Source organism: Arthrobacter ginkgonis (assembly GCF_039540195.1).
Taxonomy (GTDB): domain Bacteria; phylum Actinomycetota; class Actinomycetes; order Actinomycetales; family Micrococcaceae; genus Zafaria; species Zafaria ginkgonis.
Map to the genome: position 1 here is coordinate 48,284 of NZ_BAABEO010000026.1, position 21,664 is coordinate 69,947.

Genomic DNA, 21,664 nt, shown 5'->3' on the forward strand with positions numbered 1-21,664 from the left:
TTCCTCAGCCGCCGGGGACGACAATCGGCTTGATGCAGTTGTCCAGCTTGGCCGAGAAGATGTGGTAACCCTCGGCGATGTGCTCCAGCGGGATCCGGTGGGTGATGATGTCGCTGGGCTTGAGGTAGCCGTTGCGGATGTGCTCGAACAGCCGCGGCCACTGGCGCTTGACCGGGCACTGGTTCATCCGCAGCGTCAGGCCCTTGTTCATCGCGTCGCCGAACTTCACCGCGCTGAAGATCGGGCCGTAGGCGCCCATCACCGAGACGGTCCCGCCCTTGCGGACCGAGTCGATCGCCCAGTTCAGCGCCACCGGGGAACCGCCCTGCAGCTTGAACTTCGCGGCCGTGATGTGCTGGGTGAGGTTGCCGTCGGCCTCGGCCCCCACCGCGTCGATGGCCACGTCGGCCCCGAGGTAGTCCGTGATCTTCTTCATGTGCACCACGATGTCGTCGTACTCGGTGAAGTTGTAGGTCTCCGCGTGCGCGAACGAACGGGCCTTCTCGAGCCGGTACTCCAGATGGTCGATGACGATGACCCGGCCGGCGCCCATCAGCCAGGAGGACTTGGCGGCGAACAACCCCACCGGGCCGGCCCCGAAGACCACCACCGTGTCGCCCTCGGAAATGTCGCCCAGCTGGGCCCCGAAATAGCCGGTGGGCAGGGCATCGGTGAGCAGCACCGCGTCCTCGTCGTCCATCCAGTCCGGAATCAGGCCCGGCCCGACGTCGGCGAAGGGCACCCGCACATACTCGGACTGGCCGCCGTCGTAGCCGCCGCAGGTGTGCGAATACCCGTAGATGCCGCCGACGGCGGTGGCGTTGGGGTTCACGTTGTGGCAGTTCGAGTACAGCCCGCGCGCGCAGAAGTAGCAGGACCCGCAGTAGATGTTGAACGGCACCATCACCCGATCCCCGGGCTTGAGCCGCTCCACCGACGGGCCGACCTGCTCCACCACGCCGATGAACTCGTGGCCGAACGTCATGCCCACCCGGGTGTCCGGCATCATCCCGTGGTACAGGTGCAGGTCAGACCCGCAGATCGCCGCCCGGCTCACCCGCACAATCGCGTCATTGGGGTGCTCGATCGGGGGCATGTCCTTTTCCTCCACGCGCACCTTGTAGGGGCCGCGGTACACCATCGCCCGCATCAGGACCGCCTCGGCAAGAATTCTTGTTCCGGCATCGGAATTCTCCTGTCCGGGCGCTCTCAGGCGCCGGCCGGGTGGAGGACGACTTTGGTCCAGCCATCTTCGCGGCTGTCGAAGTTCCTGTAGCCCTCGGCGGCCTGATCCAGCGGCAGCTCGTGGCTGACGATGAAGGAGGGGCTGGCCTTTCCGCCGGCGATGAGGTCGCGTAGGGCCCGGTTGTACTTCTTGACCGGGCACTGGCCCGAGCCCATCGTCTGTCCTTTGAACCAGTAGTTTCCGTAGTCGAAGGCTACTTGGCCCTGCTGGGCGAGTTTGTCGGGGGCCCCGGGGTCCTGGGGCAGGAACACGCCCACCACGCCTAGGCCGCCGACGAACCGGACGGAGTCCACCAGCCGGTTCAGGGTCAGGTTGGGCTGTTCGTTCCCGTCCGGGTCGTGGGCCTGGTAGCCGACGCATTCGCAACCGCGGTCGGCCCCGAATCCCATGGTCTGGTCCTTGACGAACTCGACAGGGTCCGTTGCGGAATCATCCACCGGGATGGCGCCGATCTGTTCGGCCAGCTTCAGGCGGTCGCTGTGGCGGTCCACGACCATGACTTTGCCGGCGCCTTTGATAATGGCCGAGTAGGCGGCCATGAGTCCCACGGGTCCCGCACCGTAAATGACGACGGAGTCGCCCGGGTACACCCCGGCCAGCTCGGTGGCATGCCAGCCGGTGGGGAAAATGTCGGCGAGCATGACGTAGTCGAGCTCCTTCTCCACGGAGTCCTCGCCCAGGCGCAGGCAGTTGAAGTCCCCGTACGGCACGCGCAGGTACTCGGCCTGTCCGCCCTGGTACGGACCCATGTCCGCGAACCCGTAGGCTGCGCCGGCGAGCTTGGGCTCGGGCTGCATGGTCAGGCAGTAGTTGGTGAAGCCGCGTTCGCAGTTTTTGCAGAATCCACAGGCGATGTTGAACGGCACCACGACGCGTTCGCCCACCTTCACCTTGCTCACCGCCGGGCCGGTCTCGATCACTTCCCCCAGGTTCTCGTGCCCGAAGGCGCGTCCGGGTTCGAAGCTGGTGCGGCCCTCGTACATGTGCAGGTCCGAGCCGCAGATGTTCGCCGAGGTGATCCGCACCAGCACGTCGGCGGGGTGCTCAATTTTGGCATCCGGTACGTCCTCGACGCGGACGTCGTTCGGCCCTTTATAAATTACAGCCTTCATTTTTCCGCTCTTTTCTCTATCCCATTCCGTCTGGGACCAAGTAGTTGCAGCTTCCGGGGCGTTGCAAACCCAGAAGGTTGCAGGGCGTCCCCGGAAAAGGCGGCGCGGACGTCACCCGGCCACGCGTAATTAGGGCAGGCGAGGAATGGAGGAATCAGGATTGTGGCCTGTGAAGTCCCGCCGAACGGGTGGGAGACCATAGGTTTTCAGACGCCGGGCAGGCGGGGGAAATCCCAAAAGTCCGGGTCTGTACGCAAACGAGAATCTGGTCGAGCCTCCATGCTAGGTGTGCCTGGCAGAGGTGTCGAGGGGGCGCGTTGACCCAATAGAAGACCCCTGCGTAACTGCAGTCGCTGCCTCAGAGCCATGTCTTCGCGGACGCCGGTTCGTTGCCTCACGGCAAAAACCTGCGCGGCCGGCGTGGCAGCCCTACCGTCATCCCTGCGGCGGTTATGCCCGTTTTCATGGAGCTGACGATGGTGCAGAGACGAGCCCTGACGCAGAAGAAGGCCTTAGGCCTATCGGAACGTGGACCCGGCGGGCGGGTTCGATCCGCTCGACGAGGATCTCGTGTCCCCCTCGGGGTCAGTGGGGCATTGCGGTGGCCACGGGCGGTACAGCTGGACATGAAGACCTCTAGGGTCCGGCTGTGTGTCGTAACCACCAACCCAAAAGGTCTCCACCCTTTCCCGACGTGCAACCATCCTCCTGGCCAAGCACACCCTTCCTCGCCAGACAGCTCGCGCAGGACCGGAGTGCCGCCGGGTAATGGCCAGTTAAGGCACGGTCGGCCGTCCACCAGCAGTGGTTGCGTGTCGACCTCGACAAGCCCACATTGGTGGTTCCGCACGATGAACGCAGCGATCCAGAACAGGGCGGCCACCGTGCCGGTCAACCACGCCGTTGCGTCCAGGAAGGCGCGCATTCGCCGTGCTCCCAAGGGGTATCGCGCCGTGTCCGGTTGCCACCACGAGCCTGTCCGGTCGCGCAGCGGTCGGGACCGTTGTGCGGGGCCGCGTGCCTGCTCACTCCAGGGTGTGGGCCACCAGCAGGTCGGCGGCGAGGGCCCAGGACGCGTCCGGGACGAGGCGGCAATGCTGGACGCGGACATGGCCCACCTCATCAATGCGGCGCAGTTGGACCATCCCGAAGCGGATGGAACCGCACGGGTTGGGAGTCCCGGATAGGCGGCCGCCTGCAACACCCGCCGGCGCGATCCCCCGGCGGGCGTTGCGCGGTTCTTTCCGTGCAGCCTTGTTCTCGTGCATCCGCCGGCCGGCTTCGTACAGCAGCCGGTTAACCGTGGAGCTCCTGGTAACGCGGGTGAAGCCGATGGCCGCTTTGCCCGCAATCTCGTGACCGTCGATGAGGAACGAGTCTTCGAATGCGCCGCTGATTCGTTCGGCAGTTTACTCCTGCCCCCGGAGGGTCTCAGGCCTCGCTGAGACCTTCGACAACCGTCATGAATCTGGTGTCGGCGGCAGCGTGCCGCAATGGCAGCACGCGCTGGTATTCGGGCGACTCATACCACTGCCGCGCCTGTGCGGACGATTGGAAGCGCAGCATCACGATGCGTCCCGAGGGAGCGACCCCCTCGATCGTGTCCAGCTCATCGGAGGCGGCGAGCACCTCCACGTTGTACTTGGCAAAGCTCGCGGCCACATTGGCCACGTACTCGCCGAACTTCTCTTCGTCGTTGACGTCAAGGGCAACCACGACAAAAGCAGACATCATGCACCTTTCGATATCGGAGCTTATGGATCGGAGGAGGAGCCGGGGCGCCTATTTCGGCCCGTAGACGATGAGGGTGTTGCCCCACGGATCGGAGACGACGGCCCGTAGTTCGTGGGGTCCTGCGGTCGGGGGCTGCACCACCGATCCACCGGCTGCCTTAATCGCATCCAGGGCCGTCTGCACGTCGTCTACTTTGAACGAGGCAGCGACGGCCCCGTCGGTCAGGTCTTCTTCCGGGCCGGCGAGGGCCAGGGTTGTGCCTCCGGCATCCAGGGCTGCGTAGCGCTGTCCGTCCACGAACTTTGGTTTCAGGTCGAATGCGGACATGTAAAAGGCCAGCGCCGTTGCCAGGTCGGTGACGGGGTAATGAATATTGCCAAGGCGAGACACCTTAACTCCAATCTCTCGTAACTGTGAATCCCTTACCGCTAATGTGCGTTCGATTAGCGGTACTAAACTGTTGGTGGTTTCAAATTCCTGCCCGGCCTTCAGTGCGTCTGGCGGTGCTCCTGTTGCCGGAGAGGCGCCAGCCTGTGCTGGGCAAACGCACACCCTGTGCCCGCCGGCGGAAGCGGAACGCTGCTGCGCCTGTCATGCCGGCTGCCGGGACGACTCCTCGCGGGGTACGCGCAGTAGTTGAAATCCGGACGGTGCAAAGTTCTGCACGTCATCTGCTGCGGCCTGCCCTTCCGGTGAGCCGAAGGATTTTTCCGCTTCTGCTGCAGATTGAAACGTCATGCGTGCAATGAGGTAGGTCTCGGACTCCTCATCCTCGACCTTGCCCCAGGCGAATTCCTTCAGCAGCGGCATTTTTTCGACCAGGGGCACATGCACCTGTTCGTAATGACTGTCGAAGGCAGCCGGGTTGCTGGGGGTTCGGTAAGTGGCAAATACGTCGTACATATGTTTCCTTTCAGGACCTACCGGCCGTATCCGGCTCAAGTTGCATCGGCGCGTTTCCTGGCCCAGATTTCGTATTCGCCGGCTTCGATCAGTTTGCGCAGCCCGGTTTCCTGCTCGAAGATCCATAAGACGTTCAGGGCCGGCACGGCCTCCTCCGCAGGTCCGCGGTGATGCATTTTTCCGCCGCGGCGGGCCTCGACCAGGTCACCGGGGTCGACCTGGCTGACGTCGAAAACCCGTATGGGTGTGGTGAGGCTCGTGTTCATGGTCCGTCTTTCGTTCGAACTTGTAGGCATCGAAAGCGGCGGTGCGGGTGCTCTTTGGGGTGGCCCGCGGGCGCAGGATGGAAAGTTGATTCCCAGGGAGCTGCCCGGTCTGGCTCCGGCCGGGGCGGCTAACCTTGTGCCGTGCGCACGGCAAGGCAGCGGCGGACAAGTCTCTTGCTCACCCCGGCCATCCGGGCCAATGAGGCCAGGTCTGTGGTCTGTCTTCCGGCCCGGCGCTCGGCCTCCAGCGCAGAGGCCACGCGCTGCAGGGCCCATCCCGGGACCCGTTCCCCGCTCACGGGAGGATTCCCCGGCTGCCCGGCGTCGTGGGTGCCGGGAACGAGGGATAGTGCTCGGCAGCCCACGCGCGCGTTGCCCGCACGTCCCGTCGAAGCTGCGCTGTGAGGTCTTCAACCGACGCGAAGCTTCGCTGGGTGCGGAGTTTCGCATGCAGCGCGACCCGCAGCGGCTGGCCGTAGATGTCCCGGTCGAAATCCAGAAGGTGGGCCTCGAGCAGGCGTTCACCGCCTCCGGCGTAGAAGGTTCTGCGCCGGCCGATCGATACCGCGGCGATCAGGGATTGGCCCGGCGCAACTTCCGCAACGGCTGCCCACACACCGTCACGGACCTGCATGTCATGCAGCGGAAGGTTGGCGGTGGGGAACCCCAGCTGCCTTCCTCTCGCGTCGCCGTGCTCGACGATGCCTTCCACGATCGGCACGGCTCCATCGGCGGGGGCGGCGGCGAGGACGCGCCTGGCCGCGGGGAACTTGATCAAAGGTTGAACGCCCATCGGTGCTCCTCTCCGGGCTACCGGGTCAGCGGCTTGACCCGGACCAGCTTCTTGTTGACGAACTCCTCCATGCCGTACTTGCCCAGTTCGCGGCCGAAGCCGGATCGCTTGACACCGCCGAAGGGCAGCTCGGCGGCCGTCCCGGAGGGCTCGTTGATGTAGACCATGCCGGTGTCGAGCCGGTCGGCGATCCGCCGGGCGCGTTCCTCGTCGTCGCACTCCACGGCGGCGCTGAGCCCGTAATCGGTGTCGTTGGCCAAGGCAACGGCCTCGTCCTCGTTGGCGACCTTGTAGATCACCGCAGCGGGGCCGAACAGTTCTTCGGAATAGGCCCGCATGCCCGGGGTGACGCCCGTGAGTACGGTCGGAGCGTACCAGGCCCCGTCGCGGTCGAGCCGTTTGCCGCCGGCGAGGACGGTGGCGCCCTGGGCGACGGCGTCCTCGATTTGCGCGGCGAGGTTCTCCACTGCCTGGGGTGATGAGAGAGGTCCCATGTAGGTTCCGGGGTTGGCAGGGTCTCCCGGTTCGATGGCCTTGACCCGAGCGGTAAATTTCTCCACGAAGGCTTCGTAGTGCTCTTCGGTGACGATGATCCGCTTGGCCGCGTTGCAGGCCTGTCCGGCGTTGAAGAAGCGGCCCATGGAAGCATCCTTCACGGCCCTGTCCAGGTCGACGGGGCCGAGCACCAGGAACGGGTCGGAGCCGCCCAGCTCGAGAACCACCTTCTTGAGGTTCCGGCCGGCGATCTCGGCCACGGCGGCGCCGGCGCGTTCGGAACCCGTGAGGGAAACGCCCTGGACCCGGGGGTCGGCGATGATGTTGGCCACCTGCTCGTTGGAGGCGAAGAGGTTGATGTAGGCGCCGGCGGGCAGACCCGCATCGGCGAAGATCTGCTCCATGGCCAGGGCCGATTCAGGGCACTGGGGGGCGGGTTTGAGCAGGATTGTGTTGCCCAGCGCCAGATTCGGCGCCGAGAAGCGGGCGACCTGGTAGTAGGGGAAGTTCCAGGGCATGATGCCCAGCAGCGAACCCATGGCCTCCTTGCGGATGACGGCGGTGCCGCCGGCTACGACGTCGAGCTCTTCGTCCTGCAGGAGCCCGGGAGCCATGTCGGCGTAGAAGCGGTAGATGGTGGTCACCAGATCCACCTCGATCAGGGCCTGGGAGATCGGCTTGCCCATTTCCCGGGTGACCAGCGTGGCAAGCTCGTTCCGGCGCTCCTCGTGAAGGTTGGCAACCCGGCGCAGCATCGCCGTCCGGTCTTCGATCCGGCTGCGGCGCCAGGAGGTGAATGCGGCCTGGCTGCGGGCCAGCGCGTCAGCGATCTCTACATCTGAAGCCTGTTTGAATTCCTTCTCGACCTTCCCTGTGGCCGGGTTGAAGACGGCGTACTCGCTGGTGGCGGTCTGTGCAGTGCTCATAAGGTTTCCCTCTCTACGGGCGTGCAGTGTCAAAGGAGCTGGGTGCTGGGAAGATGACTGGGCCGGGCTGTCCTTCGCGGCTGCGAGAGGGATCCGGCCCGTGCAGATTCCTGCCTTCCACCTCAGCGTTCGGGTGTTCCGGTGGTGATCTGTGAGCTGCATCTCAAACTAGTATTGTTGACGGGTTGGCACCGTCACTAGATGCGTTTGCCACGGACTTTCGCTTGATTAGAGCTCTTGGAGTATGCAGTTGCACAACATTGTCTATATCCCGGAGAGCATGCAAGGCAGGTGGGCCGAGCTCGTTGAACAGGCCCGTGCTGACATTGGAGCCCTCGCCGACAAGTTCGTCGGATATGTCGGGGAGCTTGACGTGTATCGGGACGGCGCCGTGTCGATGGCCCAGGTCAGGCTGGACGCCTTGTCGTCGTTCGGCTTCCTCCTGGGCCAGATAGCCGGCAACGACGAGTTTAAATCGGACGTCATCTGGACGGCACGGCGGCTCGGCCGGGACCGGGCACGGATCGGGATACCCCTCAACGACCTGTTGGCAGCGGTGCGGCTCGACTTCAAGGTTCTGTGGGAGGTGTTCCGCTCCTACGCGGGCCCGGCCGACCGGGAGCTTCTCGTGGCCGGGGTGGAAAAAATCTGGGCGGCCATCGAACGGTATTCCATCGAGGTCCAGAACGGGTACATCGAAGAAGCGTCCCGAATGGCCGATAAGCGGCTCAGTGAACGGGCCCGGCTCATGACAGCCATCCTGAACAGCGACATCCCTGCCGACGAAGACCTCCAGAGTCTGGCCACCGCGCTTGAGGTGGACCCGGACGGCAACTTCATCGTGGTCGCTACCGCAGTGCAGGGGGACCATGACCTGCGTAAAGCGGCGGAACGGCTTACCGCGTCCGGTCATATTGCCCACATCCACTCCACCGGGCACTACAGCCTGCTCATCTCGGACTGGAAGGGCGAAGACACGCAGCCAGTCAGGAAACTGCTCTCCGGCTCGGTCTGCGGACTGGCTCCGGTAATCCACGGGTTTTCAAGCCTGGCCCGGGCTTGTCGTCTTGCCATCGAAATCGTTGAACTGAACGCGACCGGGGCACACGGCCCCGCCGAACTCAAGGATCTCTGGCTGCCGTTCCTGGCATCCAGGCTGCGCGATGCCGCGCCCGAGCTGGTGCATTCCGTGCTGGCCGGATTCGACACCGTCTCGGAGGCCGAACAGCAACGCCTGACCGAAGTGGCGTGGGCATTTGCACGCTCGGGATCGATCTCCAAGACAGCCGCACAGTTGTACTGCCACCGCAACACTGTCCTGAACCGACTTCGCCGGCTCGAGGAGCTCACCGGGCACGACATCACCGTTCCGGCCGACGCCGCGCTCCTCCTGCTGGCCTTCCTCACGTCCAGACCCGAGGCCAGCAGCAACTGAATTTTGGCGCCCGCCTGGGAAACATTTCCCGGACAGGTGCTGCACCCTTCCTGTCCCGGTCCGGTGGCCGCCATGCAGCTGTGCTCCCTGTTGCTGGCTGCCGCACGTGCAGGACCTTCCTCCCGCTATCCGGGTCGGCCCATTCTGATGACAGGCTATGTGCAAATGCATACGGGCAGCCCTGAATCACAGCGAAATCCGGTGGCAAACGCATCTAGCGGCCGGGCTGAGCGGGCAACAATACTTTTGGATGTGAGAGGCCGATCACACCCCATCTTGATTTGCTGGATTCTTCTCGAGATCGGTTTTCTAATCGCAAACACCCTCAGCCAAAAACCGGAGGCTTTCCTTGAGTGATAAGCAAGACGTCGAAGTCCTTTACAAGAATTGGTGCAGCGCCTTCCAGTCCGTGGACGCACCACGTATGAGAAGCCTGTTTGATCGTTCCTTCGAAGGGTTGATTTACCAGCCGGAGGAAGTTCCCGATCCCATGTTCACCTGGGACGCGATCGACAAGTACTGGGATGCCATACCAACGGTTGTCGAATCAATTCCGGAATGGCGCGAACTGACCAGCCAGGTGAGCGTAGATGGCAACTCCGCGACGGTTTACCTAAAGCTGCAGACCCACATCGAACTCATCGGGGCCAAAAAGCCCCTGATCGGAGAGCTGCGCGTAACACTCGGCGCTCACAAGGTCGACAACGAGTGGAAGCTCATCAAGGTGCATGAATCCCGTCACGTGGATTTGTCCGACCTGTTCGAGTAAGCGCCAGCCCACTCGGCAGCGGCCAATACCAGGAAACGGAGATTCAAAATATGAAATTCCGACTCATTACCGAAGCCCAGGTCCAAAAGGGAACGACCCGCGCCGTCTGCTACCACGAAAACATCATCCACACGATTCTGGGCTGGGCGCGCGTCGCAACTTAGCCGCCGGCAAGCATGCGTGCCCCGCACTCCAGCCTCCCACCTTGGCGGATAGTGCAGACGACGGCTCCTGCAACAGCCCTAGCCCGGAACCCAGCCGCCTGTACTGCGAACATGAGAATTGAGAAGCAAACTAATGGACGTCGACCTGTTAGTCCACAACGCCGACATCATCACCATGGACGACTGCTACCCGCGGGCCACCTCCTTCGCGGTACTGCGCGGCAGGGTCGTTGCCGTTGACGAGACCTTCGGCCTCAATGCCAAGCACATCCTTGACGCGCAGGGGGCGACCATCGTCCCGGGGCTCGGAGACAGCCATAACCACATGGCTTGGTACGGTCTCGGCCTGTCGGAAATCGACCTCTCGGAGGTTCGGGACCTTGGCCAACTGTACGTGCTGGTCGCCGCCCGTGCCGCCGAGCTGGGGCCGGACGAATTCGTTATCGGCAACGGCTACTACCACGCCAAAACCGGCGGGCATCCAAAGCGGGAGGACCTGGACAGGGCGGCCGCTGGCCGGCCCGTATGGCTGAAACACGGATCCGGGCACATGGCCGCCGTCAACACCGTGGTCCTGGAGATGGCCGGCGTCCTCGACGGCACCGCGGTCGTGCCTGACGGGGGAGTGGTCGAACTCGACGAAGCCGGCGTACCTACCGGCATCCTCGAAGAGCAGGCGCAAAAGCTGGTCGTGGACCTGGTAACGCCCTATTCCCTGGACCACCTGAGCAACTCCCTTGAACGTGCCGCCGCCCAATACGCCTCCGAGGGGCTGACCCATGTGACGGAAGCTGGCATCGGCGGAGGCTGGATCGGGAAAACGCCGATCGAACTCGCCGCCTATCAGCGGGTCCGGGACCGCGGGGGACTGCGTGTCCGCGCCCAGCTGATGCCCACCGTTGACGCCCTGCATCCCCTGATATCCCATCCGGACGACGGCGTCGGCTTTGGCTTGGACCTGGGAATCACCAGCGGGTTCGGAGACGACCTCCTGCGTATCGGGCCAATGAAAATCTGGCTTGACGGCGGTCTCGCCAGCCGAACCGCGCACGTCTACGAGCAGTTCTGCGACCAACACAGCCACGGGTACTTCCAAGATGACCCGGAAGTCCTCAGAACGCAGGTTCTCCAGGCACACCGTTCCGGCTGGAGGATCGCCGCCCACGCCATCGGTGACCGCACCATCGACTTTGCCCTCGACATCCTCGAGGAAGCACAGAGGCGCTGGCCGCGGCCGGAGGTGCGGCACCGCTTCGAGCACGCCGGCATCACTACGCCGGAACAAATCGTACGCATGGCCAAACTCGGCATCACGCCCGTGCCACAGGGCCGCTTCATCCATGATCTGGGTGACACCATGGCCGCCGCACTCGGTCCAGGACGCCGCGACTCGCTGTACCGGGTCGCCAGCTTCCTCAAGGCCGGACTTCGCGTCCCGGGCAGTTCCGACCGCCCCGTCGCCTACGGCGCGCCCTTGGCCGGAATCCAGTCCATGGTTGAACGGCTCACGGAAATGGGCCTCTGCATCGGCCCTGAGGAGCGCGTCGATGCGCAAACCGCGCTCCGGTCATACACCGTCGACTCGGCGTGGATCGCCGGAGAGGAAAACGAACGGGGCAGGATACGGCCGGGCATGGCCGCGGACTTCGTTCTGCTCGGCGACGACATCACGAAGGTCGCGCCGGAACGGATTTCCCAGACCCAGGTTGTCGCCACCTTCCTCGGCGGAGAGTGTACCCATGGCAGCACCGCCCTGCATTGGCAGGCTCCGAGCACATCCACCGTCCAAGATTCCATCAGCAACTGAAAGGAGCAAAGGTGCCCAACCCCACCTCGACCACCGACCCCGCGTCGCAGGAGCCAGCAGGTACCGAATTGGAGGAACTGCAGGCGGTCTTCAGGAACGCCATGGCCGGTGTCGCCACCCCGGTCTCTGTGGTGACCGCCCTCAAGGATGGAAAAGCCCACGGGACTACTGTGAGTGCGTTCGCTTCCCTCTCGATGAATCCACCCATGGTCATGGTCGCCCTCGACCGAAGTTCCGACCTGCTAAGTATCCTCCGGGAGACCGGCGCGTATGGAGTGAATCTCCTCGGGCACGAACATTCCCAGTGGGCCAGCGCCTTCGCCAAGAAGGGCAGCGACAAGTTCAACGGGATCCCCTGGGCGGTCGACACCGGACTGCCCAGGCTGCCAGGCGCCGCCTGGGTGGCGTGCTCGGTAGAGTCCCTGGTCGACGGCGGTGACCACGTAATTGCGCTCGGATCCGTCCTAAAAGTCGATCTCGGCGACGACAAGCCGCTGACCTACTGCCAGAGGACCTTCGGCACCCATGCGCCGAATCCGGGGTGACCGTCCGGCAGTTCCCCAAACTCCGGGGTGTGCGGTGAGGAACTGTTTTCCGTTCCCACAGAAGCATCACAGGCAAGACGGGCAGCGGGTTAGGGGTCGCAGCGAATCCAGCATCTGCATACGGACCCGTCCAAAGGCGCCGGAATCCAGCGGCAAACACATCTGGAGACCGGTGAGGGCCATTGACAATAATGTGCCCAATTATTAAATCTTTCGATTTCCCTTCAAATCCACTTTTGGCAAAAAACCGCTAACCGAATCACGTTGTGGATATATGCCAGTGGAAGTCCACGCAAAACAAAGACTCGGATCATCGAGAATGTCGTCGCGATCTAGTCCACGCCCTACTCGGATTGAGCTCGTTCGCGAAAGATCACACAGGAGGAAAGGTCAAAATGAAGTTTGGAATTCTTAACGAGGGTCAGGTTGCGAAAGGGTCGACGCATGCCGTTCGAATCCAAGAGGTTATCGATGAGGCGGTGCACGCCGATAAGCTTGGCTACGATTACTGGGGCACCTCTGAACAGCACCTGGTGTCGAGTTCGTGGACCGTTTCGTCCCCGCAGGCGATCTATGGTGCGGTTGCGGCGCTGACGAAGCGAATCAAGCTCCGAACAATGTCGGTGATCACGCTTAAGGAACTGGGTCACCCCATTCTCACTGCGGAGCGGCTCGCGACCTTGGATGCCATTTCTCAGGGTAGGGTCGAGTTCGGCAGCGCCCGCTCCAATAACGCGGCCTACCAAACGGCTTTCGGCATTGATCCAACGAATACGCAGCGGGAATGGCTCGAGACGGTCGAAGCAACGCTGCGCGCGATGCAAGAAGACCCTTTTACCTTCGAGGGCGAGATCTATAAGATCGATGAACCGTTCCACGTGACGCCTCGCCCGTACTCCATGGTGCCGCCGCCGGTTTGGGCTGCGGCTTCCAGTCTCGCATCCCACAAGATGACAGGCGAACTCGGCATCGGAGTGATGACGCTCGAAAGCTTCTTCGGCTGGGACTACGCCAAGGACTGCGCTGAGGCGCATATCGAAGGCTTCAAGAGCGCCGCTCCCATCGGTGGATTGTACCCGCCGAACCCCGGGCGGGCATTCCTGACGTTCCCGGCCTATGTCGCGGAAACTCATGACCGAGCGATCGACGAGGCGAGGGAAACGACGCTGGGCCTGGTTGCCCACCTCGCTGACTTGTACACGACTGTGGCGAAGCAGGAAAAGGAAAAGGGCGGGGACTCATACGGGTACCTGCTGGACCTGGCGGATAAGATTTTGCCTTTCGTGAACGACATCGAGGGTCTGATCGAGCACTCGCCAACTGCCATGGTCGGCACCCCAGACGAGCTGATCGAGCGTATCCAGCGACTCGAGAGGATGGGCTACAACGAGATCATCCTCAAGTTCGACAACCACGGCCATCGGAACAACCTCCGTGCCATGGAAATGTTTGCGAAGTACGTGATTCCGGGTGTGAAGCATCCCTCCCTCATCCCGGTCAATGACTACGAGCAGCGCGGCGTGGCGGCGAAGCCATACCTCATCTGAGCTGGGTAACTTAACTTTCTCCTACAACTAGCTCACCAAGCTGCCCTGCTCGGCCCGCCCTGCACAGCAGACGGGCCGAGCAGGGCAGCTTTCGGGCTAGGGCGTGTCTCCTTATTGCCATGGCTGGATTAGGCACGGGCAGGGGGAAGGGGTCTGCCGGACAGGTGAACGTGGACGACGCCGTAGTGGTGTCGATACGGCCCCTCCGCCTGAAGCGGCTGCAGCGTTGCCGCCACGTCCTGTACCACGTGTGCCTCGGCGTCGACGTTGATGGGACGGCCCGGCCCTTGCGCCGGTGGACGGAGGCCTCTCTTCCCCGGGGACCGCGTGCTGAGCTAGGGGGACGCGGCGGGCTGCGCTGTGGCGCACACACCACGTCAATAGATCGCAATATGAAAGGTATCGTCATGGCAAACCCCGCCAAGTGGAATGACCTGGTCGGCCAGCAGGTGCAGATTCAGCACCACGGGCGCACCATCCGGACCGGTTACGTCGAGGAGGTGACCGCGGCCGCGGATGCGCTGTGGATTGAGGCCCACGGGATCGACGGGCGGGCCCTGTATGAGAAGGCGCAGGGCCATACGGTCCTGCCGTTCACCGAGCACGAAGGGGCGGATCGTGGACACCGAGGCTGACATCGTCATCGAAGTCAGGGTCAGTGACAAGGCCTCCACGGTCGACTGCCTCAACGCCGCGGTCGACCGCATGATCGAGGTCGCCCTGCGGGGATGCCGGCACGGCATCCGGGTCACTCGATTGGGGGCAGGGCACTTCACCGTCGGGCTGAGCGATGAGGTCCCCTTCGGTCGCACCGAACAGTGCGACGCCTGGAACAGGTCCTCCTGAGCATCTGCCGGCACCGTTGCGGCGGTTCCAGGGGTTCGGTCCTGTAACGCATCGGTCGTGTCCGGCGGCCGGTACGGGGTACCCGTCACCCGGTACTCGCACGATGCCTATGGTGTCGCCGTCCGCCCCGAGGTTCCTACGGCATGACCCTTGGGCGGGAAGATCCGGGAACTCCGTAAGGAATACCGCCTTGCCATGCCCCGCACCCTCTAAGACCTGGCGGCGTCCGGAACGGCGCCGCCGGGAACGGATGCCTCCGCCACGGGCAACGCCGGCATTTCCCCTTGCCGGTCCTCCCCGGGCGTCCGTTCCGCCGGTTGCTACCGGCAGCCGTGCCGGATCCGCACCCCGTCCCCCCTGCAGGGTTCGGATCCGGCACCGGCCACAGCAGTGCTGCCAATGAACGCCTGGCTCCCCGCAGACCTCCCCGATCGCGCACCACGGTCCGTGGCCCGACACTGCCGGCTCAGGGTGTGTCCCCCAAAGAGATCCGGGTTGTACCGAAATGCCTGGGGGCGTGCCGCGTTTTCCGGTTTTCACCGGCTGACCAGGGGGCCCGCATCGAGCCGGTGCTGCCGCCCTAGGACGGGCAGCGGTGCCAGCCGATCTGCCCCCACCGGCAGGACGCCATCGCTCGTGGCGCGTGGAGCGGCACGCTCAGCGTGGAGGAGTACACGGTGTTCCTGGAGGCGATGGGCGAAAACGCTATCTTGCCCGAGGACCGAGCCCGTTGCCGCTTTGCAAGCGTACCTTCGATTTCGGTGGGATGTTGATCGATTGAGGCCGTTGCCAGTGTTCGGCGTGCACTATGGGAACTGTCCGATGCCTCGCGCTTGGCAGAGCCTGTACACGGCCGCCGGCAGTGTGCGGCGACGTGCGGTGATTGACAGCTATAGGAGCGTCGTGTGCGCGGGAAAAGCGCGGAGCGGATGGGCTTTTGCTGTGTACATGTGTACATGTGGGCACGGGGCTGACATGTCTGATGACAGACAGAAAGAGCCAGATCCAGCGCATCCGGCGCGCGGAAGATGCTTCGTCAGCACTGTCTCGACAATGTGTCTTGCATCCCATCCGTTGCAAGACAGGTTGGACGGCCGGCGGGCGTGAGCGTGGAGGCTGCGTATAAGGTGCCACGCTAAGACTGCCGTGGCCGCGCCGTGGGCGGCGGGCACGCGATGCTGGGGGTGGCTTAGTCGTCGTCCAGATCGAAGACAAAGAAATCATTTTCCCACTCGTCGACGAGCTTTGGATCGTAGCATCGGCGTGAGTCTTCGACCTTGTGGCGGCAGTACCGTTCGACCTCGATCCAGTCGAATGCCTCCTGAACAAGGGCCCGTGGCGTTCCGTTGCGAAGGAAGCGGGGATCCGTTTCGACAAACCGGGGCGAGCAGACCCTGAGTTGGAGAACATCGGCCGCCGGAACAGAACTGAGCGGCCCAGACAGACCGAACACCCGGCGCAAGGGTTCCCAGATCCGCCGTTCCACCCGCAGGTACACCGTTGCGACGGTGGCCCAGGAATCGCCCGGCATGCCGAACCGGTCAAAGGCGAACTTCCGCATGTCCTCGTCCGCGGTCTCCCACTCCGGGACGGGCAGGTAGAAGCATTCCTCCAGGATGCTGTCGACGACAATCATCCCCCACTACTACCACCCGGTTGCGCGCCTATGTCCGCACGACCGCCCATGGTCGAAGCAGGGATGCAGCAGGCTTAGGTGGAACCGCCGGTACCTCAGGAAGAGCACAACCCCAGCACGGACGTCAGCGCCGAGGGACACCCCCTGCTCGATGTCCGTGATGGTGATGGCCAGGGACGCACTCAGCAGGACGATGAAGCCGGCCAGCAGGAACATGCTCTTGGACAGTCCTCCGGGGGCCCATGCGTCCGGGGAGTCGTAATCGGCATCGTCATACCTATAGGCCCACCACAGCCATCCGGACCCGCAGAAGTGAACGAACGCGAGGGCATACGCCGCCACGGCCGCGGCCGGGCGGATGTGAACCGCAGCGCTAAATGGTGCGGTTTTATCAGCGCTATTTGTCACCCCGGGTCAAGGGGCTTGAGGCGAAATCTAGCGCGGGTAGCCGCGGCTTGCCCACAGCGGGAGTAGTACCTCGTCGACGATGCTCTCGAAGTCGGCGCGTTCTATGGGGCGGGCGGTGATGTGGGGGAGGCTGGTCAGGAGTCCGATGACCACGGCCAGGTCGATCGATGCGTGAGGCCACTGTGGGTTGGTCACCTTACCGGCGTGGAGGGGGTCGCCTGCGTGTGTGCCCTGACCGATATGCTCGGTCTGCTCAGACGGCTCGCCTTGGTTTTCTCGGGGGGTCTGGACGGCTGCCGCGATGGCTGCGGCGATGGCGTTGATGAAGCGCACGCGCAGTGCCTCGACCAGTTCGGATTGGTCTTTCCCGGTGTTGAGGAGTGCGCTGATGATGCGCTGGCGGCGGGTGTCCATGCAGCCTGAGGCGGCGATGATGCCCTCGATGAGGTCCTCGCGCAGCCCGCCCTTGGACGCGGGAGGGGTGGCGGGGAAGGTGATCGTGTCCACGGCGTCGGCCAGCAGGTCGGGGAGGCTTCCCCAGCGGCGGTAGACCGTGGACTTGCCCACGCCGGCGCGGGCGGCCACGGCTTCCATGCTGATCGCGCCAGGGCCCTGCTCGCTGATCAGATCGAGCGCCGCCTCGAGGATCCGGGTGTCGCGTCCGAGGTCGCGTGCCCGGCCCACCGACCCGGCGGGACGCTGGCGGTGCGGGGTGGAAGGTTCTGAGCTCATTGTGTCTTCAGTGTACTGAGGTGACCGAGGCCGTCGCGGACGTCGCGGCCGGTTGGGCGCCGATGGCTTCGGAGATGAGCTGCAGGCTGCGCACGTGGTCGTCGTGTCCGTGGACGTTCGCCGTGATCATGAGCTCGTCGGCCCCGGTTTGCTTGGCCAGTGTTTGGAGGGCGTCGTGGACGCTGTCCTGGTCTCCGATGATGTGGCCGGCGGTGAGGCTGTCTGCGATGGTGTGGTCCTGCTCGCTCCAGTGGTGCCGCGCTGCGGTCTCCGGACTCGGCAGCGGCCCGGCTATGCCGCGGGCGGCGTGCACGGCGGCCAGCCGCGTAGCGCCGGCGATCCACCGGGTGTGTTCCTTGGTCTCGGCCGCCAGCGCGGCAACGGACAGGATCGCGTGAGGTCGCTGGAGGGTGCCGGCAGTGAAGTGCTCGCGGTAGGTGCGAAGGGCGGGTGTCGCCAGGTCGGGCGAGAAGTGCCCGGCGAAGGCGAAGGCGTCGCCTCGGGTGGCTGCGAGCCGGACGCTGGCCAAGCTCGAACCGAGGAGGAACAGCGGCGGCCGCGAGGTTCCGCGGGGCACGGCCCTGACCCGGGAACGAGGATCGACCGCAGTGCCGTCGAGGTAGGCGTCGAGCTCGGCGAGCTGGTCCGGGTACGACGCGGCGTCCGAGCGGCGCAGTGCCGAGGAAGTGGCCGGATCGGTGCCCGGGGCCCGGCCCACACCGAGGTCGATGCGCCCGGGGTGGAAGGCCTCGAGGGTCAGGTAGCGCTCGGCGACCTGAAGAGCGGAGTGGTTGGGCAGCATCACCCCGCCTGCCCCCACCCGCAGGTGCGACGTGGTGTCGGCAATCCGCAGCGCGATCAAGTCGGGGGCGGAAGAGGCAATGGTGGGCATGCTGTGGTGCTCGGCAGTCCAGAAGCGCTGATAGCCAAACTCTTCCGCGCACTGAGCCAAAGCGACGGCTTGGTTCACAGCCTCGGCCTCGGTCGCGCCGTCGGCAACCGTGGCGAGATCCAGCACGGACAGGGCAAGGGGTTCGGACACGGGACAGCCTCCAAGATGCTCGACTACTTCTCAGTCGATACGATAGCGTAGCGATACGAAACCGTTTCGATACGATGTAGTATTGCATACGGTGTGCTCGCGGAGCTACCACTCCCTTCGGCTCCGGCAGGGGCAACGCTGAGCGTCTTGCCCCGGCCTGCCGAAGGAATGCAACCAACGGAAAGTAGGACGTGCATGACATCGACAAACAAAGCAAGAGTGCTGGTTACCGGGGCCACCGGAATGCAGGGTGGCGCTGTTGTCCAGGCGCTTCTGCGCGGAGGCCACTCCGTGACCGCCTTCGTGCGCAACCCCGATTCCGCGCCCGCCCGGGCGCTTGCCCAGCAGGGCGTCACCCTAGCGGCCGGCAACCTGGAAGACCTCGCGTCCCTCGAGGCAGCCAGCGCCGGACACGACGTCGTCTTCTCCGTGCAGATGGCAGGCATTGACCCAACAGATCCGGGCGCTGAGCAGCGCCAGGCCCGCAACATCGCCACCGCGGCCAAGCGAGCCGGCATCACCCAGATCATCCACACGTCCGTATCGGCGACGGGGTGGCGCAGCCGGCACCCAGGTTATGAGCAGTCCGAGCTGTTTACGGCGTACTGGGACGAGAAGGAAGCCGCGGAAGCGGTGGTCCGGGAGTCGGGCATCGACCGCTGGACCATTTTCAAGCCCGCCTTCTATATGGACAACTTCCTCCCAGGCAAACGCGAGGATATGTTCCCCGAGCTGCATCAGCTGCCCGAGGGCAAGCTGGTGACCGCGACGGGCCCGCAAACAGTGATGGCGCTGATCAATGCGGAAGACCTTGGAGCTGCTGTCGCCGCCGCCGTGGCCGACCCCGACAAGTTCCATGAAGCCGAGATCGAGTTCGCAGGCGACGCGCTGACGCACCCCGAGATCGCAGATGCCATCTCCGCTGTCGCTAACCGCAAGATCACGGCCGTCTTCCGCCCCGCGGAGGAGTGGGAGCAGGTTCTCGGCGCACCTCAGGGGAGCGGCCGAACCTGGGACGACCTCGTCGGCTACCCCGCACGCCCCCACCACGCCGCCCGCTACGGCCTGACCACCACGACCCTCAAACAGTGGGCAGCACGACAGGACTGGCGCACCACGAAGGCCTGAACCCGGACGCGGCGTGCTCGCGGAGCTACCACTCAGGGACATGACCGCGTCACCCAGAAGCCCGGAACATCATTGTCTCGGGTTCGAATTCACAATTTAGAAGTGAGGTGGCCCAGTGAAGGCCGTAGGTTTTACCGAATTTGGAGGCCGCGAGGTCATGCGGGTGCTGGAGCTGCCCGAACCGCACGCTGGACCGGGGCAGGTGCGGATCAAGGTGGCCGCCGCTCCCGTCCACCCGGCCGACGTCAACATCCGCACCGGGCTCTCCGCCAAGTACAGCCCAGAGATGAACCCGCCGTCGGAGGTGTATGTCGTGGGGTGGGAGGTGGCCGGGACGATTGATGAGGTCGGGGAAGGAGCACGTCCGGAGTTGACCGTCGGCGTCGAGGTGATAGCGGTGACGGAGCCGAAGCTGGCCCTGGGTGGGCAGGCGGAGTACGTAGTGGCACCGGCGGAATCGGTGGTCCGTGCGCCGAAGGGAGCCGACCTGACGGCGGCTTCGACCTTGCTGATGACCGCACTGACCGCGCTGATGGGCGTGGACGCGCTGGCCCTGGCCCCGGGAGCGACGGTGGCGGTGACCGGTGCGGCCGGTGGGATCGGTGGTTACGCCATTCAGTTGGCCAAGGCGGCAGGGCTGACGGTCATCGCCGATGCAGCGGATAAGGACCGTGACCTCGTCGCGAGCCTGGGAGCCGATTACGTGCTCCCGCGCGGGGACGGGTTCCCCGACGGGGTCCGCCAGCTGCGCCCCGGCGGCGCGGACGGGGTCATCGACGCCGGGTCGGTGGGCGCGGCGGTGGCCGCAGCGGTGCGCAACGGCGGCGGGATCGCAACCTTCAAGGGGTTCACCGGCGACACCGACCGGGGCGTGAGCTGGTTCCCCGTCTTCGTCTACGACCGCATCCGGGACACAGCAGCCCTGACGCGGCTGCGCGACCAGGCCGAGTCCGGCGTCCTCACGCTCCGGGTCGCGGGGACCTACCCGCTTGAACAGGTCGCCGAAGCGCATCGGCTCATCGAGGAGGGCGGGGTGCGGGGACGCCCCGTGCTGGTGTTCTAAGTGGATTCCTGCTCCAGCGAAGCGTTCGCGCCCCAACTGGATGCCCGAGATCGGCTTTGAGGCCGTACCCCGAACTGTCCGAGATCAAATGAAAGTAGGGCTCTGAAATGACTGATAAGAACAAGACGAGAGTGCTGGTGACCGGGGCCACCGGAACGCAGGGAGGCGCCGTCGTGCAGGCGCTGCTGCGCGGAGACCACTCCGTGACCGCATTCGTGCGCAATCCCGAATCGGTACCCGCCCAGGCGCTTGCCCACCAAGGTGTGGCTCTCGCAACCGGGGACCTCGACGACCTCGCATCCCTTGAGGAAGCCAGCGTCGGGCACGACGTGGTCTTCTCCGTCCAACTGGCCGGCGTCGACCCGGCCGATCCGGGCGCGGAGCAGCGACAGGCCCGCAACATCGCCACCGCCGCCAAACGCGCCGGCATCCGTCAGATCATCCACACCTCCGTGTCGGCGACGGGATGGCGCAACGAACACCCCCACCACGAACGGTCTGACTTTGAGAAGGTGTACTGGGACGAGAAAGAAGCCGCGGAGGAGGCCGTCCGCCAGTCCGGCATCGACCGCTGGACCATCTTCAAGCCCGCCTTCTACATGGACAACTTCCTGCCCGCGAAACGTAACCCCATGTTCCCGGAGCTGCCTGAGGGCAAGCTGGTCACCGCGACAAGCCCGCAGACCGTGCTGGCACTCATCAATGCGGACGACTTCGGGGCAGCTGTCGCCGCCGCCGTGGCCGACCCCTACACGTTCCACGAAGCCGAGATCGAGCTCGCAGGCGACGCGCTGACCCACACGGAGATCGCCGACACCATCTCCAGGGCCGCCGGCCGCAAGATCACCGCTGTTTCCGTCTCCCCGGAGGCGCGCGAGAAGCGCGTCGGCGCACCCACGGTGGACAGCCAGACCTGGAACGACCGTGTGGGCTACCCCGCCCGCCCCCACCACGCCGCCCACTACGGCCTCACCACGACGACCCTCGAACAGTGGGCAGCACGACAGGACTGGACCATCCCAGCGGAGTAGGACCAGCGCGAGGCCTCCGGCTACGCAGCGGAGCGG

At 64.6% G+C, this 21,664-nt stretch carries 22 protein-coding genes; 10 read left to right on the top strand and 12 right to left on the bottom strand.

Features of this window, described 5'->3' with window-relative positions:
- Nucleotides 1–4 precede the first annotated feature (4 nt).
- From ABD912_RS19695 to ABD912_RS19730, 8 genes are all read right to left on the bottom strand, one after another.
- On the bottom strand, nucleotides 5–1,150 hold the full coding sequence (locus ABD912_RS19695) for a zinc-dependent alcohol dehydrogenase (protein ID WP_345153581.1): 1,146 nt from the start codon (nucleotides 1,148–1,150) through the stop codon (nucleotides 5–7).
- 59 nt (nucleotides 1,151–1,209) lie between these two features.
- A complete protein-coding gene (locus ABD912_RS19700; protein WP_345153583.1) occupies nucleotides 1,210–2,358 on the bottom strand; it encodes a glutathione-independent formaldehyde dehydrogenase in 1,149 nt (382 codons plus the stop codon).
- A 1,431-nt stretch (nucleotides 2,359–3,789) separates the two neighbouring features.
- A complete protein-coding gene (locus ABD912_RS19705; protein ID WP_345153585.1) occupies nucleotides 3,790–4,089 on the bottom strand; it encodes a DUF1330 domain-containing protein in 300 nt (99 codons plus the stop codon).
- A 51-nt stretch (nucleotides 4,090–4,140) separates the two neighbouring features.
- Nucleotides 4,141–4,482, bottom strand: coding sequence for a VOC family protein (locus tag ABD912_RS19710; RefSeq protein ID WP_345153586.1), 342 nt, complete (start codon nucleotides 4,480–4,482; stop codon nucleotides 4,141–4,143).
- A 201-nt stretch (nucleotides 4,483–4,683) separates the two neighbouring features.
- Nucleotides 4,684–4,995 carry an EthD family reductase gene (locus tag ABD912_RS19715; RefSeq protein WP_345153587.1) on the bottom strand — a complete coding sequence of 104 codons (312 nt, stop codon included), beginning with the start codon at nucleotides 4,993–4,995 and terminating at the stop codon, nucleotides 4,684–4,686.
- 35 nt (nucleotides 4,996–5,030) lie between these two features.
- Entirely contained in the window at nucleotides 5,031–5,261 is a 231-nt protein-coding gene (locus ABD912_RS19720) for a hypothetical protein (RefSeq protein WP_345153588.1), read from the bottom strand.
- Nucleotides 5,262–5,556: 295 nt separating this feature from the next.
- Nucleotides 5,557–6,054, bottom strand: a complete 498-nt coding sequence (locus ABD912_RS19725) for a riboflavin kinase (RefSeq protein WP_345153589.1) — start codon at nucleotides 6,052–6,054, stop codon at nucleotides 5,557–5,559.
- 17 nt (nucleotides 6,055–6,071) lie between these two features.
- A complete protein-coding gene (locus ABD912_RS19730) occupies nucleotides 6,072–7,475 on the bottom strand; it encodes an NAD-dependent succinate-semialdehyde dehydrogenase (RefSeq protein ID WP_345153590.1) in 1,404 nt (467 codons plus the stop codon).
- A gap of 244 nt (nucleotides 7,476–7,719) precedes the next feature.
- Between ABD912_RS19730 and ABD912_RS19735 the strand changes: the two genes are divergently transcribed.
- The 7 genes from ABD912_RS19735 (at nucleotide 7,720) to ABD912_RS19765 (ending at nucleotide 14,588) form a co-directional block, all read left to right on the top strand.
- Nucleotides 7,720–8,910: a PucR family transcriptional regulator gene (locus tag ABD912_RS19735; RefSeq protein WP_345153591.1), complete on the top strand. Its 1,191-nt coding sequence runs from the start codon at nucleotides 7,720–7,722 to the stop codon at nucleotides 8,908–8,910.
- Between the two features lie 349 nt (nucleotides 8,911–9,259).
- Nucleotides 9,260–9,679, top strand: coding sequence for a nuclear transport factor 2 family protein (locus ABD912_RS19740; protein WP_345153592.1), 420 nt, complete (start codon nucleotides 9,260–9,262; stop codon nucleotides 9,677–9,679).
- A 297-nt stretch (nucleotides 9,680–9,976) separates the two neighbouring features.
- Nucleotides 9,977–11,650, top strand: coding sequence for an amidohydrolase (locus ABD912_RS19745; RefSeq protein WP_345153593.1), 1,674 nt, complete (start codon nucleotides 9,977–9,979; stop codon nucleotides 11,648–11,650).
- Nucleotides 11,651–11,661: 11 nt separating this feature from the next.
- Nucleotides 11,662–12,195, top strand: a complete 534-nt coding sequence (locus ABD912_RS19750; RefSeq protein WP_345153594.1) for a flavin reductase family protein — start codon at nucleotides 11,662–11,664, stop codon at nucleotides 12,193–12,195.
- A 395-nt stretch (nucleotides 12,196–12,590) separates the two neighbouring features.
- The gene (locus ABD912_RS19755; protein WP_345153595.1) at nucleotides 12,591–13,742 is read left to right on the top strand and encodes an LLM class flavin-dependent oxidoreductase; all 1,152 of its coding nucleotides are present in this window, start codon (nucleotides 12,591–12,593) and stop codon (nucleotides 13,740–13,742) included.
- A gap of 407 nt (nucleotides 13,743–14,149) precedes the next feature.
- Nucleotides 14,150–14,377, top strand: coding sequence for a hypothetical protein (locus tag ABD912_RS19760; protein WP_345153596.1), 228 nt, complete (start codon nucleotides 14,150–14,152; stop codon nucleotides 14,375–14,377).
- Nucleotides 14,361–14,588, top strand: coding sequence for a hypothetical protein (locus ABD912_RS19765; protein WP_345153597.1), 228 nt, complete (start codon nucleotides 14,361–14,363; stop codon nucleotides 14,586–14,588). The genes ABD912_RS19760 and ABD912_RS19765 overlap by 17 nt, the downstream gene beginning before the upstream one ends.
- A 1,189-nt stretch (nucleotides 14,589–15,777) precedes the next feature.
- Here the strand turns inward: ABD912_RS19765 and ABD912_RS19770 are convergent.
- The 4 genes from ABD912_RS19770 to ABD912_RS19785 all read right to left on the bottom strand — a co-directional run bounded on the left by ABD912_RS19770 (nucleotide 15,778) and on the right by ABD912_RS19785 (nucleotide 18,406).
- Nucleotides 15,778–16,224 (bottom strand): hypothetical protein, encoded by a 447-nt coding sequence (locus ABD912_RS19770; RefSeq protein WP_345153598.1) that lies wholly within the window; start codon nucleotides 16,222–16,224, stop codon nucleotides 15,778–15,780.
- 9 nt (nucleotides 16,225–16,233) lie between these two features.
- Nucleotides 16,234–16,440, bottom strand: coding sequence for a hypothetical protein (locus tag ABD912_RS19775; protein ID WP_345153600.1), 207 nt, complete (start codon nucleotides 16,438–16,440; stop codon nucleotides 16,234–16,236).
- Nucleotides 16,441–16,659: 219 nt separating this feature from the next.
- Entirely contained in the window at nucleotides 16,660–17,364 is a 705-nt protein-coding gene (locus ABD912_RS19780; protein ID WP_345153601.1) for a TetR/AcrR family transcriptional regulator, read from the bottom strand.
- A gap of 7 nt (nucleotides 17,365–17,371) precedes the next feature.
- Nucleotides 17,372–18,406, bottom strand: a complete 1,035-nt coding sequence (locus tag ABD912_RS19785; protein ID WP_345153602.1) for an LLM class flavin-dependent oxidoreductase — start codon at nucleotides 18,404–18,406, stop codon at nucleotides 17,372–17,374.
- A 195-nt stretch (nucleotides 18,407–18,601) separates the two neighbouring features.
- On the opposite strand from ABD912_RS19785, the gene ABD912_RS19790 reads away from it, so the two are divergent.
- From ABD912_RS19790 to ABD912_RS19800, 3 genes are all read left to right on the top strand, one after another.
- Nucleotides 18,602–19,534 (top strand): NmrA/HSCARG family protein, encoded by a 933-nt coding sequence (locus ABD912_RS19790; protein ID WP_345153603.1) that lies wholly within the window; start codon nucleotides 18,602–18,604, stop codon nucleotides 19,532–19,534.
- Nucleotides 19,535–19,649: 115 nt separating this feature from the next.
- Nucleotides 19,650–20,597 carry an NADP-dependent oxidoreductase gene (locus tag ABD912_RS19795; RefSeq protein ID WP_345153604.1) on the top strand — a complete coding sequence of 316 codons (948 nt, stop codon included), beginning with the start codon at nucleotides 19,650–19,652 and terminating at the stop codon, nucleotides 20,595–20,597.
- Between the two features lie 107 nt (nucleotides 20,598–20,704).
- A complete protein-coding gene (locus ABD912_RS19800; protein WP_345153606.1) occupies nucleotides 20,705–21,628 on the top strand; it encodes an NmrA/HSCARG family protein in 924 nt (307 codons plus the stop codon).
- Nucleotides 21,629–21,664 lie beyond the last annotated feature (36 nt).

Coding starts and splice junctions, on each gene's coding strand:
- ABD912_RS19695 (WP_345153581.1), bottom strand. CDS start 1,150: ATGCGGGCGATGGTGTACCGCGGCCCCTACAAGGTGCGCGTGGAGGAA.
- ABD912_RS19700 (WP_345153583.1), bottom strand. CDS start 2,358: ATGAAGGCTGTAATTTATAAAGGGCCGAACGACGTCCGCGTCGAGGAC.
- ABD912_RS19705 (WP_345153585.1), bottom strand. CDS start 4,089: ATGTCTGCTTTTGTCGTGGTTGCCCTTGACGTCAACGACGAAGAGAAG.
- ABD912_RS19715 (WP_345153587.1), bottom strand. CDS start 4,995: ATGTACGACGTATTTGCCACTTACCGAACCCCCAGCAACCCGGCTGCC.
- ABD912_RS19720 (WP_345153588.1), bottom strand. CDS start 5,261: ATGAACACGAGCCTCACCACACCCATACGGGTTTTCGACGTCAGCCAG.
- ABD912_RS19725 (WP_345153589.1), bottom strand. CDS start 6,054: ATGGGCGTTCAACCTTTGATCAAGTTCCCCGCGGCCAGGCGCGTCCTC.
- ABD912_RS19730 (WP_345153590.1), bottom strand. CDS start 7,475: ATGAGCACTGCACAGACCGCCACCAGCGAGTACGCCGTCTTCAACCCG.
- ABD912_RS19735 (WP_345153591.1), top strand. CDS start 7,720: ATGCAGTTGCACAACATTGTCTATATCCCGGAGAGCATGCAAGGCAGG.
- ABD912_RS19745 (WP_345153593.1), top strand. CDS start 9,977: ATGGACGTCGACCTGTTAGTCCACAACGCCGACATCATCACCATGGAC.
- ABD912_RS19755 (WP_345153595.1), top strand. CDS start 12,591: ATGAAGTTTGGAATTCTTAACGAGGGTCAGGTTGCGAAAGGGTCGACG.
- ABD912_RS19760 (WP_345153596.1), top strand. CDS start 14,150: ATGGCAAACCCCGCCAAGTGGAATGACCTGGTCGGCCAGCAGGTGCAG.
- ABD912_RS19770 (WP_345153598.1), bottom strand. CDS start 16,224: ATGATTGTCGTCGACAGCATCCTGGAGGAATGCTTCTACCTGCCCGTC.
- ABD912_RS19775 (WP_345153600.1), bottom strand. CDS start 16,440: ATGTTCCTGCTGGCCGGCTTCATCGTCCTGCTGAGTGCGTCCCTGGCC.
- ABD912_RS19780 (WP_345153601.1), bottom strand. CDS start 17,364: ATGAGCTCAGAACCTTCCACCCCGCACCGCCAGCGTCCCGCCGGGTCG.
- ABD912_RS19790 (WP_345153603.1), top strand. CDS start 18,602: ATGACATCGACAAACAAAGCAAGAGTGCTGGTTACCGGGGCCACCGGA.
- ABD912_RS19800 (WP_345153606.1), top strand. CDS start 20,705: ATGACTGATAAGAACAAGACGAGAGTGCTGGTGACCGGGGCCACCGGA.